Source organism: Shewanella sp. MR-4, assembly GCF_000014685.1.
Lineage (GTDB): Bacteria > Pseudomonadota > Gammaproteobacteria > Enterobacterales > Shewanellaceae > Shewanella.
The window spans coordinates 1,946,584-1,959,136 of record NC_008321.1; the positions used below are offsets into that span (position 1 = coordinate 1,946,584).

The window sequence follows — 12,553 nt, forward strand, 5'->3', positions numbered from 1 at the left end:
TGCACTTAAGTGGACTTTTTAGCTTAAGTTTTTTTCAGGAGGACACATGATTACTGCCTATGTCTACGAAAACCGTCAACTGACGGTCACTGAGATTAACACACAAGACAGTATTCCGGCGTCGACCATATGGTTGGATCTCTATAAACCTGATGAAGCAGAGCGAGAATGGTTAAGTCGTTTTTCCGTTGAAGAAGTGCCAGACGAAGAAGATATCAACGAGATTGAGGCTTCGGCGCGTTTTTATCAAAACAGTGACGGCTTACATATCAATTCGTTATTCCCCCAGCGAGTGGGACAAGACGTACGTGGGGTGAACGTTTCCTTTAACCTGCGGACGAATTTTCTTTTGACTATACGTGAAGAGGATGTCGGCCTGATCCGTTTGTTGCGTAACTACTTACGCCTGGGTCGGTTAGAAGTCTCAACCCCGCAGGAATTGTTTCTTGAACTCTTTAATCTGAAAGTGGATTATCTCTCCGACTTGATTGAGGACGTGTATACGGTTCTTGAAAATGTCGGTGAGCAAGTGTTTGATAATGATGAGCTGGATGATGTGTTCAAACTCATCACCTTGCAGGAAGACTCGAACGGTAAAATTCGCTTAAGTTTGCTCGATACCCAGCGCTCGCTTCGTTATATGCAGCGGTACTACCGCGGGCAATTGTCCGATGAACATTTAAAAGACTTGCGCGAAATGCTCTCGGATATCGAGTCGTTAATGCCACACAGTCAGTTTATCTTCGATAAGTTAAACTTTTTGCTCGACGCCGCCATGGGTTTCAGTGGGTTACAGCAGAATAAGATCATTAAAATCTTCTCGGTTGCGGCTGTGGTGTTTCTGCCGCCCACGCTGATTGCCAGCAGCTACGGAATGAACTTCCATGGAATGCCTGAGTTAGGTTGGCAATATGGTTATCCGATGGCGATTTTGATGATGCTGGCGAGTGCTGCTGGCACGTATTTCTTCTTTAAGCGCAAACATTGGCTCTAATCGACAATCACAGCTATCGAAATGAGATACCCCAAAACCGGAGAGACTCCGGTTTTTTATTGGACTTGATCTACTCTATACAGTAAATCAGTTTGAATCGCCCAATAAAAAGGCAGGGATAAATCCCTGCCTTTTAGATCATTGGCCTCACCAAACGTTATTTTGTTGGTGAAATGGCTGAAGCGTGCATTCCTTTTGGACCCTGTTCTACTTCGAATTGAACTGGTTGGCCTGCTTTTAGAGTTCTATAGCCTTCCATTTCAATGGTAGAATAGTGTGCAAAAACGTCCTCGCCACCTTGATCAGGGCAAATAAACCCGAATCCTTTGGCGTTGTTGAACCATTTAACAGTTCCGCTTGCCATACTTCCACTTCCTTCTGTTGTCTACTTACCAGTAAGATAGTAAAACCTGTATAGACGGGATTGTTTCACCGCCTGAGCTACAGAATGTAAGGAGTAAAAGCGGAAGTCAAGCTAAAATTAACAAAGAGGTAACAACTGATTAATTTGAAGATAGCAATTGGAAGAGGACAACACGAGAGGCTAGTATTAAAAAATGGGTAAGACAGGAAACATAGAACACGTTGAAGAGCGTGTGGAATCTGAGTTAATGCCACCTTCGATGTATAAGGTGATCCTCAATAATGACGATTACACTCCAATGGATTTTGTGATCGAAGTGCTACAAATCTTCTTTCGCAAGAATGAGCAGGAAGCCACCGATATCATGTTGACTATTCATCACCAAGGAAAGGGGATCTGCGGGATTTTTCCTTACGGCATTGCAGAAACTAAGGTGATACAAGTAAATCAATTTGCAAGACAAAACCAACATCCGTTACTGTGTTCGTTAGAGAAGGCTTAATAGCGCTTACTCTGTTGTCAGTTGTTAATTTTGGGGGTGCTTATGCTGAACAAAGATCTGGAAGTCACCTTAAATCTGGCGTTTCAGCAAGCCAGAGAGGCACGTCACGAGTATATGACGGTTGAACATCTGTTATTGGCTCTGATCGACAATCCTGCGGCTCAAGAAGCGCTAATCGCCTGTGGAGCGAATTTAGATAAACTCAGAGATGAAGTAGCAAGCTTTATCCAACAAACCACCCCAATCATTGCGGATATGGATGATGATAAAGAAACCCAGCCGACGCTTGGGTTTCAACGGGTGCTGCAACGCGCCGTTTTCCATGTGCAGTCTTCGGGTCGCAATGAAGTCACTGGTGCCAATGTGCTGGTGGCCATTTTTAGTGAGCAGGAATCCCAAGCTGTGTATCTGCTGCGTCGCAGCGACATCAGCCGTTTAGATGTGGTGAACTATATTTCCCATGGTTTTTCAAAAAATGAGGACAGCGACGCCCATCAAGATCACGAACGCATCGAAGATCAAACCGAAGCGGGTGAAGAGCGCAGTATGCTGTCGCAGTTTGCGAGCAATTTAAACCAGCTTGCAAAACAAGGGATTATCGACCCACTCATCGGCCGCGATCAAGAAATTGAACGGGCAATTCAAACCCTCTGCCGTCGCCGTAAGAATAACCCGTTGTTAGTGGGTGAGGCTGGCGTGGGTAAAACCGCGATTGCCGAAGGTTTAGCCTATCGAATCGTCAACAATCAAGTGCCAGAGGTGATGTCGCAGGCGACTGTGTATTCCCTCGACTTAGGCTCCTTACTCGCAGGCACTAAATATCGTGGCGATTTTGAAAAACGTCTCAAGAGTCTGCTTAAGGAACTCAGCGCCGATAAACACGCCATTTTATTTATCGATGAAATTCATACCATTATTGGTGCGGGCGCTGCATCGGGCGGGGTGATGGATGCCTCTAATCTGCTAAAACCGTTACTATCGAGCGGTAATTTGCGTTGCATGGGTTCGACTACCTTCCAAGAATATCAAAGCATTTTTGAGAAAGATCGTGCACTGGCGCGCCGTTTCCAGAAGGTCGATATCAATGAGCCTTCAGTGGCTGAAACCACAAAAATTCTTATGGGGCTTAAGGCTAAGTACGAAGAGTACCATGGAGTGCGTTATACCCAAGCGGCGATTAATAGCGCGGCTGAGCTGTCGGCAAAACACATTAATGACCGGCATTTACCCGATAAAGCCATCGATGTGATCGATGAGGCGGGTGCGCGTATGGCGATGTTGCCACAGAGCAAACGTAAGAAAACCATCGGTCAAGCCGAGATCGAAACCATAGTGGCGAAGATTGCCCGTATTCCTGAAAAGTCAGTCTCAGCGAGCGACAAGGATTTGCTGCGTAATCTTGAGCGCAACCTCAAGATGGTGGTCTTTGGTCAAGATAAGGCGATTGAATCCTTAAGCTCGGCGATTCGATTATCACGTAGTGGGTTAGGTACGGATAAAAAGCCTGTGGGTAGCTTCTTGTTTGCAGGCCCAACTGGGGTTGGTAAGACAGAAGTGACCAATCAGTTAGCCAGTTGTCTAGGGATGAAGCTGGTACGGTTTGATATGTCTGAGTACATGGAAAGTCATACGGTATCTCGTTTGATTGGTGCTCCTCCTGGATACGTAGGATACGACCAAGGTGGCTTACTCACGGATGCAGTGATTAAGAATCCCCATTGCGTGGTGCTGCTCGATGAAATCGAAAAGGCTCACCCCGATGTCTATAACCTGTTGCTACAGGTCATGGATCACGGCACCTTGACCGATAATAACGGTCGCAAGGCGGACTTTAGGCATGTCACTCTGGTGATGACAACAAACGCAGGGGTTCAGGAAACGATCCGTAAGTCCATTGGGTTTACTCAGCAGGATCATACCCAAGATGCCTTATCGGAAATCAATCGGGTATTCTCTCCTGAGTTTCGCAACCGCTTAGATTCCATCATTTGGTTCAACCATTTAGATATGACCATCATAGCCAAGGTGGTCGATAAATTCTTGGTGGAATTGCAGGCGCAGTTGGATGCGAAACATGTGGTGCTGGAAGTCAGCGATGAAGCCAGAACCTTACTCGCCGAGAAAGGCTATGATAAGAGCATGGGCGCACGGCCAATGGCACGCGTAGTGACTGAGCTGATTAAACGCCCATTAGCCGATGCGATTCTCTTTGGCGAACTGGAGCATGGCGGTATTGCCCATGTTGATGCCAAAGATGGTGAAATTGTTATCCACACCGAACGCCATGAGAAGAGTACCACTAAGGCTTAATCTCTAGCTAAACCCAATAAAAATGGCTGCAATTGCAGCCATTTTTCTGATCTTACGCCAACAAAAAAACCCGGCCTCGCCGGGTTTTTCAACTAAAGGGGAATATTAGCGTGCGCGGAAGACAATACGACCTTTGGTCAGATCATAAGGGGTCAGCTGGACTGTTACTTTGTCGCCAGTCAGGATCCGGATGTAGTTTTTGCGCATTTTGCCTGAAATGTGGGCTATCACCACATGACCATTTTCAAGCTCTACGCGAAACATTGTGTTTGGCAAGGTTTCAAGGATAGTGCCTTGCATTTCAATGTTATCTTCTTTCGCCATTAATTATTTATCCCATTAGCCTTCGAATATAAAAAACGGGCGTATCATGCCGCAAATTCACCTTGCTGTAAAGGGGAAGTGCCTAGCAAACTTGGGAATACTCCCAGCCTTGGGGGGTTAAAATCTGGTAAGGGCGGTATAAGCGCTTGTAGGACATTTTTCGATTTGCATCAATTTGATATCCGAGATAAAGAAATTCTTTATCCTGTAATTTTGCTAAACGGCACTGGAGTAAAATCAGTAAGGAGCCAAGGGATCGGCGTTCTTCATCAGGGTCAAAATAGCTGTAAATAGCCGACAGACTATTGGGCAGAGTATCTGTCACTGCTACGGCTAAAAGTCGATTGCCATCATAGACTTCGATAAAGGTTGCTGGTAGCCAATGGCAGAATAAAAATTGCTCATACTGCGACTTACTCGGGGGAAACATGGGGCCATCGAAGTGGCGCTCACGAATGTATTTTTCATACAGGGCATATTGGGCCTCGGTATGTTCAGAGGTAATGCGCCAAGTTAAATCACGGTTATGGGCTAAGGTGCGCTTTTGTCGTTTAGACGGTGTAAATTCTTTAATTGGTAAGCGAATTGGCTGACAGGCACTGCAACGAGGACAGCGTGGTTTATAAATGGCGCTGCCACTGCGGCGAAAACCTATGGCTAATAGACGATCAAATAAAATGGGGTCGAGGGTTTCCTCTTGGATCACCAACAGTTGTTCCTGCTGTCCATCAAGATAACTGCAGGGGAAGATTTGGCTGATCCCAATGGCTATGGGGGTGTTACTCGCGTTAGAGTTCAAGTGTGACCTCACTCGGTATCCAAGCCGCAGGATTGGCCGTGTTATCCCTAAACTGGGTTAAGAGTTGAATAAAATTCGCGCGTTTAACGGGCTTGGCCCCTAAGCTTTCAAGGTGGGGATTCATCACTTGTGCGTCAATCAGTTTAAAATCCATGTTGATAAGATGCTGTTGCAATAACAACATGGCCGCCTTTGAGGCGTTGGTTTCACGGTGGAACATGGATTCACCACAAAAGACTTGGCCGATGGCAAGACCATAAAGTCCGCCAATCAATCGCTCACCGTGCCAGACCTCGACTGAGTGAGCGTGGCCGTTGTGATGCAACTCGCGATAAGCCATTTGAATTTCATGGGTTATCCAAGTGCCAGCTTGCTTACGTCTTGGTTGAGCGCAACCCGCCATCACATCGGTAAAGGCATGATTGATGGTGAAGCGCCAGGGCTGTTTTTTTAAATATTTACGTAAACTGGTGCTGATATTCACTTGGCCTGGAATAAAAATGGCACGGGGATCGGGCGACCACCACAAAATGGGGTCGTCGGCGTTAAACCAAGGGAAAATACCGTGATAATAAGCGGTCAATAAACGTTCTGGGCGTAGGTCACCGCCTATCGCCAATAAGCCGTTTGGATCGGTGAGGGCGAGTTCGGGTGAAGGAAAAGCTTCAAATTCGTGATTCAGAAAAGACAGTGAGTTCACAATTGCGTATGATTCAGTAATTGGCCCTTATATTAAGTTAGCGGAAATTCGGATATGTGGAAACCTACACTAGCGAGCTTTATGTTTATTTGTGCTTTAGTGATTTCTCCCGTGCATGCAGGCTACGATCGTAACCAGGCTGTGCCAGTCGAAAAAGTCCTCTATGGCGATATTAGCTCTGTGCGTAATATCACCGAAACCCAATTGATTGAAGACAGAAACCAAGGTTGGAAAACCTTTGGTGGCGCCTTAGCAGGCGGGGTGATTGGCCATCAATTTGGCGGCGGCTCAGGCCAAGATATTGCGACAGTGTTGGGAGCGTTAATTGGCGCTGGGGTTGGCAATCGTTATGGCAGTGGCACCACGGTACAATCACTCAAGCTAGTGGAGCTGATGATCACTCAGGAAGATGGCACGCAAGTCATGGTGATCCAAGATTATGATCCCGGCATGGTATTCAATGCGGGGGATAGGGTACGTGTGGTGTACCTGCAAGGTGGGGTTCGCGTTGATTTAGCCATGTGATACAGTACGAACTTAAGCGTAACTGCCTATAATCAATACAAAAGTGTAAACGGTGATGGAATGACTCGGACAGAACTAACCCAATATTTAGCCGATTTTTTGCGAGTATCGGCATTTAAAGATTACGCTCCCAATGGTTTGCAGGTTGAAGGTAAAGCAGAGATCCGCACCATAGTGACAGGTGTGACTGCGTCCCAAGCGTTAATCGATGAAGCGATTCGCCTCAAAGCCGATGCGATTTTGGTTCACCATGGCTTTTTCTGGAAGAGTGAACCAGAGGTGATCATCGGCATGAAACAACGCCGGATCAAAGCGTTACTCGCCCATGATATCAACCTGTTTGGTTACCACTTACCCTTAGATGCTCACCCTATGTTGGGCAATAATGCTACGCTTGGCCGTAAACTTGGGATCTTAGATGCCGAATCTGTCGAAGATGTGGCGCAGGGGCTCGTGTGGCGTGGCAAACTGGATTTACCTGTCAGTGCCAGTGAATTTGCCGCGACCTTAGGTGAAGTACTTGGCAGAACGCCACTGCATATTGGCGAGAGTTCGGATGAAATCCAATACTTAGCTTGGTGCACGGGCGGTGCGCAGGATTATATCGATGTTGCCGCAAGCCTTGGGGTCGATGCGTTTATCAGTGGTGAAGTGTCTGAGCGGACGTTCCACAGCGCGGTGGAGCAGGGTATTCACTATTATGCGGCGGGTCACCATGCGACCGAGCGTTTTGGCATTGAGGCGCTGGGGCGTCATCTCGCCCGCGAATTCAATTTAGTGCACCATTTTGTGGATATCGCGAACCCTGTCTAATGGCGTTGCCTTATTGACATCTTTCAAACAAAAGGCGAGCCATGCTCGCCTTTGTCGTATGTAAATTACCCCTCAGTTTAAATCAGCCCTAGGGTCGACAGGATAAAAATGCCTAAGGTGCAGGTGATCAGTGAGCAAACTGTGGTGAGGGCGATGATATTGGCGGCTAGGGTGGCATTTCCCCCCATGGCCCGCGCCATCACATAACTTGCGGCCGCTGTGGGCGCGGCGCTCATTAAAAACACTAAGGCCAATTCCACACCGCGGTAGCCAAGAATCAAGGCCCCCAGGGTGATGAACAGCGGGGCAAAGATCAGTTTTAAGGCGGTCGAGAACCAAGTGGAATATTTTTCATGTCTGAGCGAGCCAATATCCAGTGAGCCGCCAGTGCACAGCAGTGCTAAGGGGAGCGTCATATTGGCAAAGTATTGTCCGGCATCTAGAACCATTTTAGGTACAGGGATCGCCAGCAGATAAAACAGCATGCCGAGCATGATGGCAATGATCAGCGGGTTTTTGGTGATGGTTTTAATGATCACCGCAAAGGCGCGGCGGCTCGATTCTTCTCCCCGCGGGCTTAAACAAATCACGGCTTGAATATTGTAGAGCAGCGTCATGGAAGCCACATAAACGGCCGCTAAGGCAACGCCCGATTCGCCATAGGCATTAGAGACATAGGCTAAGCCGATAATGGCGGTATTGGCTCTAAATCCCCCTTGAATGATGACGCCTTGATCTTTCGGCTCAGGGAAAAATCGTTTCGTCGCGTAGGTCGAGAGAATAAAAAACAGTAAGTTGGCTAATAAGCCATAACCGATTAACGGCGCACTGGCGGCAAGATCATGGTGTGAGCTAATGATGCTGAGAAACAACAGCGCGGGCAGGGTGACATTAAAAACCAGCTTAGAGGCGACATCAATAAAGTGCTCATCAATCACTTGGGTGCGTTTAAGCATCACGCCTAAGGCTAGCATTAAACAGATGGGACCGGTTATTGAAGCAGAAAACAACAACTGCTCAATGATATTGCCCATAACTTCTCCTCGAAAATTCCATAGTACGTTGCAGCGAAACAGTGCTGCTTAGACAAAGCTGCGATAATGTCGCACTGTCAGTCGCTTGTCGAGACGACCTCAAGTTAGGCTCCCTGAAAAAGCGTAAACAGATGTTTTTACCAACAAATAAGGCCGCATTAAATGCGGCCTTATGCTTATTTACCAGTAGCTTGACTAGTACTTAGCGTCGATTACTTCACACGCATGCCAGGTTGTGCGCCTTCATGGGGTTCTAGAATCCACAAATCGCTGCCACCAGGGCCTGCGGCCAGTACCATGCCTTCTGACATGCCAAAACGCATCTTACGCGGTGCAAGGTTGGCGACCATCACCGTTAGCTTACCTTCGAGATCCTCAGGCGAGTAGGCCGATTTAATGCCCGCAAATACCTGACGGGTTTCGCCGCCGATATCCAATTGCAGTTTCAACAGTTTGTCGGCTTCGGCCACATGCTCGGCTTTAACGATACGCGCAATACGCAGATCGATTTTCGCGAAATCATCAAAGTTGATGGTGTCGCTAATGGGATCGGTCGCCAATGGGCCCTTAGGCGCTTCAGGCTCGCTCGTGGCTTGCAGGTTTTCTTTAGAGTCGGCCACCATAGCTTCAACTTTGTCGAACTCAACACGTTGCATCATGGCTTTGAATGGCGCAATTTCGTGGCCCGCCATATCTTGTCCTAAGCCATCCCAAGTTAAGGTTTGTTGGAAGAAGGCTTCAACGTCTTGTGCTAAGCGTGGTAACACAGGCTTTAAGTAAGTCACCAAAATGCGGAACAGGTTCAGGGCGTTTGAACACACTTGGTGCGCCACTTCCTGTTGATCATCTTGCTTCACTAACTGCCAAGGCGCCGCATCGGCGACAAAACCGTTGGCGATATCGGCTAGCGCCATGATTTCGCGCATCGCTTTACCGTATTCGCGGGTTTCATAAAACTCGGCGATTTGCTCTTGTTTCGCTAAAAACGCATCCGTGAGTGTGGTGTCGGCAATCTTGGCCAACTTGCCATCGAAACGCTTAGTGATAAAACCTGCGGTGCGCGAGGCTAAGTTCACTAGCTTACCAACTAGATCTGAATTCACGCGCTGGGCGAAATCTTCCAGATTTAAATCTAAATCGTCGATACGGCTACTGAGTTTGGCCGCGTAGTAGTAGCGTAAATATTCAGGATCTAAGTGGTCTAAATAGGTGCGCGCCTTAATAAAGGTGCCCTTAGATTTAGACATCTTAGCGCCGTTCACTGTGACATAACCGTGGGCGTAGACACTGTTAGGTTGACGGTAGCCCGAGCCATGGAGCATGGCGGGCCAGAACAGGCTGTGGAAGTAAACGATGTCTTTACCGATAAAGTGGTAAACCTCGGCCTTAGAATCCTTGGCCCAAAATTCGTCGAAGCTCAGCTCTGGGCGTTTGTCACAGAGGTTTTTGAATGAGCCCATGTAGCCGATAGGCGCATCTAACCATACGTAGAAGTATTTGCCCGGTGCATCAGGGATCTCAAAACCAAAGTAAGGCGCATCGCGGGTGATGTCCCATTGCTGCAGACCCTGTTCGAACCATTCATCGAGTTTGTTGGCCATTTCGGTTTGCAGTGCACCCGAACGAGTCCACTCTTTGAGCATGTCTTCGAAAGCGGGTAAGTCGAAGAAGAAGTGCTCAGTGTCCTTCATCACTGGTGTCGCACCAGAGACGGCCGACTTAGGGTTAATCAGCTCAGTTGGGCTGTAAGTTGCGCCGCAGGCATCGCAGTTGTCGCCGTATTGATCCGGTGATTTACACTTAGGGCAGGTGCCTTTTACGAAGCGGTCTGGCAGGAACATCGACTTTTCAGGGTCAAATAACTGCGAAATGCTCTTGCTCTTGATATAGCCATTAGCGCGCAGTTTTAAGTAAATATCGCTCGCCAGCACGCGGTTTTCTTCACTGTGGGTGCTGTGATAATTATCGAAGGCGATATTAAAATCGGCAAAATCCTGCTGATGCTCTTTGTTGACTTGCGCGATCATTTCTTCAGGCGCCATGCCTAATTGCTGCGCCTTGAGCATAATCGGTGTGCCGTGGGCGTCATCGGCACAAATATAGTGGCACTCATGTCCACGAAGCTTTTGATAACGCGACCAGATATCCGTCTGGATGTATTCCAGCATGTGACCTAAATGAATCGGTCCGTTCGCGTAGGGAAGTGCGCTGGTCACGAGAATTTTACGTTGTGAAGTTGCCATCTTGTCTCAAATATCGTGGTGGGCCAAAAATAATGGTAGAGATACTAACCGATTACAGGATGATTTTCATCAAAACCTGAGTCGATTGGGTTAAATCTGCGCTAATGTTTTTGTCATTATCTGGTACACTTGGGCAAATTTATTGGTGGGGGTAATTCTTTTGTCTTCAACTCAAACTGATTATCGTTTAACTGACGATCTTCTCGGGCCCGTTCTGGCCATTCTCGATGCATATATCGACCCGTATTTAGCGAAGGGGTTAGTGAGCGCAGGATGCGTGAATAAATTGGCGATTGAAGGTAAGCGTTTGCAGCTTGGCTTAGTCTATCCATACCCTTGCATGACTCAATATCGTGATACTGTCATGGCCATCACCAACAAACTCGCGGTGCTGGATGCCATCGACGAAGTTGAGTGTGAAATCGATTTCCAACCAAAAGTGTATTCGGCGATAGCCTCTATTGCACCGATTGCCAATGTAAAGCAAGTGATTGCCGTCGCGTCCGGCAAAGGCGGTGTGGGTAAATCGACCACGGCGGTTAACCTTGCCTTAGCGCTGGCTGCAGAAGGCGCCCAGGTCGGTATTTTAGATGCCGATATTTATGGTCCTTCTGTCCCATTAATGCTCGGGATCCCTAACTTCAGACCCGTTTCCCTCGATGGTAAACACATGAGCGCCGCCAGTGCCCACGGTATTGCCGCGCAATCGATTGGTTTTATGTTAAGTGGTGATGAAGCGGCTGTGTGGCGTGGTCCAATGGCGGCGGGCGCTTTGGCTCAGCTCTTGAATGAAACCCAGTGGCCAGAGCTAGACTATTTAGTCGTCGATATGCCGCCGGGTACTGGGGATATTCAATTAACCCTGTCGCAAAAAGTGCCAGTGAGCGGCGCTGTGATTGTGACTACCCCGCAGGACATCGCGCTGGCCGATGCCAAGAAAGGCATCACCATGTTCCAGAAGGTGAATATCCCCGTCCTCGGGATTGTTGAGAATATGAGTTTCCATTTATGCCCCGAGTGTGGTCATAAAGAACACCCATTTGGTACGCACGGTGGCAGTAAAATGGCCGAGCGTTATCAAGTTCCATTGTTAGGCGCCTTACCGCTGCACATCAATATCCGTGAAGCCATGGATGTGGGGGCGCCGACGGTTGTGGCCGAGCCTGACAGTGAAGTGGCAGCACTTTATCGGGAAATTGCCCGTAAAGTGGGCGCCGAATTGGCTCTCAAACAGAGCCAAAAAACAGTTTCTATTAGCGTATCAGATGACGAGTAAGGTTTAAGGGTATGAATTCTCAGCAGTGTGTCATTATTGCAATTGCTGGCGCGTCAGCATCGGGCAAGAGTTTAATTGCCAAGACGATTTTTGACGAACTTCGCCGCGATTTAGGCACAGATCAGATTGGGGTAATTAACGAAGACGCGTACTATCGCGATCAGAGTCATTTATCCATGGATGAGCGTGTATTAACAAACTACGACCATCCCAAAGCGTTAGACCATCAGCTGCTATGTACGCACTTGCAGTTGCTAAAGTCTGGCGAAGCTGTTGATATTCCTTGCTATAGCTATACCGAACATACGCGTATGGCCGAAACCGTAAAAATGACGCCGAAAAAAGTGATCATTTTAGAAGGCATCCTGCTGTTAACAGACCCTAAATTACGTGAATTGATGGATGCGAGCGTGTTTATGGATACGCCGCTGGACATTTGCTTCCTGCGCCGTTTAACCCGCGACGTGGCCGAGCGTGGCCGTACAATGGAATCGGTGATTTCACAGTACAAGAAGACAGTGCGCCCTATGTTCCTGCAATTTATTGAACCTTCAAAACAATACGCTGATATTATCGTGCCTCGTGGTGGTAAAAACCGTATCGCGACCGATATTTTGAAGACTCGTATTCAACATCTACTGGCAAAATAACGACTAAAACTCAGGGAGT

Annotated in this window: 13 protein-coding genes; 7 read left to right on the top strand and 6 right to left on the bottom strand. The window is 47.8% G+C overall.

Annotated features, from left to right (window positions below; all coding sequences use genetic code 11):
• Positions 1 to 46 precede the first annotated feature (46 nt).
• Positions 47 to 994, top strand: a complete 948-nt coding sequence (gene corA / locus SHEWMR4_RS08705; protein ID WP_011622424.1) for a magnesium/cobalt transporter CorA — start codon at positions 47 to 49, stop codon at positions 992 to 994.
• Positions 995 to 1,151: 157 nt separating this feature from the next.
• Here the strand turns inward: corA and cspD are convergent, their stop codons facing one another.
• The gene (gene cspD / locus SHEWMR4_RS08710) at positions 1,152 to 1,358 is read right to left on the bottom strand and encodes a cold shock domain-containing protein CspD (protein WP_011072576.1); all 207 of its coding nucleotides are present in this window, start codon (positions 1,356 to 1,358) and stop codon (positions 1,152 to 1,154) included.
• A gap of 193 nt (positions 1,359 to 1,551) precedes the next feature.
• On the opposite strand from cspD, the gene clpS reads away from it, so the two are divergent.
• Together clpS and clpA are read left to right on the top strand one after the other, a co-directional pair.
• On the top strand, positions 1,552 to 1,860 hold the full coding sequence (gene clpS, locus SHEWMR4_RS08715) for an ATP-dependent Clp protease adapter ClpS (RefSeq protein WP_011622425.1): 309 nt from the start codon (positions 1,552 to 1,554) through the stop codon (positions 1,858 to 1,860).
• 42 nt (positions 1,861 to 1,902) lie between these two features.
• Entirely contained in the window at positions 1,903 to 4,170 is a 2,268-nt protein-coding gene (gene clpA / locus SHEWMR4_RS08720) for an ATP-dependent Clp protease ATP-binding subunit ClpA (protein ID WP_011622426.1), read from the top strand.
• 105 nt (positions 4,171 to 4,275) lie between these two features.
• On the opposite strand, the gene infA is transcribed toward clpA, so the two are convergent.
• The 3 genes from infA to aat all read right to left on the bottom strand — a co-directional run bounded on the left by infA (position 4,276) and on the right by aat (position 5,993).
• Positions 4,276 to 4,494: a translation initiation factor IF-1 gene (infA, locus tag SHEWMR4_RS08725; RefSeq protein ID WP_006081934.1), complete on the bottom strand. Its 219-nt coding sequence runs from the start codon at positions 4,492 to 4,494 to the stop codon at positions 4,276 to 4,278.
• An 82-nt stretch (positions 4,495 to 4,576) separates the two neighbouring features.
• On the bottom strand, positions 4,577 to 5,293 hold the full coding sequence (locus SHEWMR4_RS08730; RefSeq protein WP_011622427.1) for an arginyltransferase: 717 nt from the start codon (positions 5,291 to 5,293) through the stop codon (positions 4,577 to 4,579).
• Positions 5,283 to 5,993: a leucyl/phenylalanyl-tRNA--protein transferase gene (aat, locus tag SHEWMR4_RS08735; protein WP_011622428.1), complete on the bottom strand. Its 711-nt coding sequence runs from the start codon at positions 5,991 to 5,993 to the stop codon at positions 5,283 to 5,285. Before aat ends, SHEWMR4_RS08730 begins: the two co-directional genes overlap by 11 nt.
• A gap of 54 nt (positions 5,994 to 6,047) precedes the next feature.
• On the opposite strand from aat, the gene SHEWMR4_RS08740 reads away from it, so the two are divergent.
• Positions 6,048 to 6,518: a glycine zipper 2TM domain-containing protein gene (locus tag SHEWMR4_RS08740; RefSeq protein WP_011622429.1), complete on the top strand. Its 471-nt coding sequence runs from the start codon at positions 6,048 to 6,050 to the stop codon at positions 6,516 to 6,518.
• A 60-nt stretch (positions 6,519 to 6,578) separates the two neighbouring features.
• Positions 6,579 to 7,331, top strand: a complete 753-nt coding sequence (locus SHEWMR4_RS08745) for a Nif3-like dinuclear metal center hexameric protein (RefSeq protein WP_011622430.1) — start codon at positions 6,579 to 6,581, stop codon at positions 7,329 to 7,331.
• Between the two features lie 77 nt (positions 7,332 to 7,408).
• On the opposite strand, the gene SHEWMR4_RS08750 is transcribed toward SHEWMR4_RS08745, so the two are convergent.
• Together SHEWMR4_RS08750 and metG are read right to left on the bottom strand one after the other, a co-directional pair.
• Positions 7,409 to 8,365: an AEC family transporter gene (locus SHEWMR4_RS08750; RefSeq protein WP_011622431.1), complete on the bottom strand. Its 957-nt coding sequence runs from the start codon at positions 8,363 to 8,365 to the stop codon at positions 7,409 to 7,411.
• Between the two features lie 212 nt (positions 8,366 to 8,577).
• The gene (gene metG, locus SHEWMR4_RS08755) at positions 8,578 to 10,608 is read right to left on the bottom strand and encodes a methionine--tRNA ligase (protein ID WP_011622432.1); all 2,031 of its coding nucleotides are present in this window, start codon (positions 10,606 to 10,608) and stop codon (positions 8,578 to 8,580) included.
• Positions 10,609 to 10,768: 160 nt separating this feature from the next.
• Here metG and apbC point away from each other — a divergent pair, with 160 nt between their 5' ends.
• Positions 10,769 to 11,884 carry an iron-sulfur cluster carrier protein ApbC gene (gene apbC, locus SHEWMR4_RS08760; RefSeq protein ID WP_011622433.1) on the top strand — a complete coding sequence of 372 codons (1,116 nt, stop codon included), beginning with the start codon at positions 10,769 to 10,771 and terminating at the stop codon, positions 11,882 to 11,884.
• 11 nt (positions 11,885 to 11,895) lie between these two features.
• Positions 11,896 to 12,534, top strand: coding sequence for a uridine kinase (gene udk, locus SHEWMR4_RS08765; RefSeq protein ID WP_011072566.1), 639 nt, complete (start codon positions 11,896 to 11,898; stop codon positions 12,532 to 12,534).
• The last annotated feature ends 19 nt before the right edge of the window (positions 12,535 to 12,553 follow it).

Excerpts from the sequence above, each read along its gene's own strand:
- infA (WP_006081934.1), bottom strand. The coding sequence starts at position 4,494 with ATGGCGAAAGAAGATAACATTGAAATGCAAGGCACTATCCTTGAAACC.
- cspD (WP_011072576.1), bottom strand. The coding sequence starts at position 1,358 with ATGGCAAGCGGAACTGTTAAATGGTTCAACAACGCCAAAGGATTCGGG.
- metG (WP_011622432.1), bottom strand. The coding sequence starts at position 10,608 with ATGGCAACTTCACAACGTAAAATTCTCGTGACCAGCGCACTTCCCTAC.
- corA (WP_011622424.1), top strand. The coding sequence starts at position 47 with ATGATTACTGCCTATGTCTACGAAAACCGTCAACTGACGGTCACTGAG.
- SHEWMR4_RS08740 (WP_011622429.1), top strand. The coding sequence starts at position 6,048 with ATGTGGAAACCTACACTAGCGAGCTTTATGTTTATTTGTGCTTTAGTG.
- SHEWMR4_RS08750 (WP_011622431.1), bottom strand. The coding sequence starts at position 8,365 with ATGGGCAATATCATTGAGCAGTTGTTGTTTTCTGCTTCAATAACCGGT.
- clpA (WP_011622426.1), top strand. The coding sequence starts at position 1,903 with ATGCTGAACAAAGATCTGGAAGTCACCTTAAATCTGGCGTTTCAGCAA.
- SHEWMR4_RS08745 (WP_011622430.1), top strand. The coding sequence starts at position 6,579 with ATGACTCGGACAGAACTAACCCAATATTTAGCCGATTTTTTGCGAGTA.
- clpS (WP_011622425.1), top strand. The coding sequence starts at position 1,552 with ATGGGTAAGACAGGAAACATAGAACACGTTGAAGAGCGTGTGGAATCT.
- udk (WP_011072566.1), top strand. The coding sequence starts at position 11,896 with ATGAATTCTCAGCAGTGTGTCATTATTGCAATTGCTGGCGCGTCAGCA.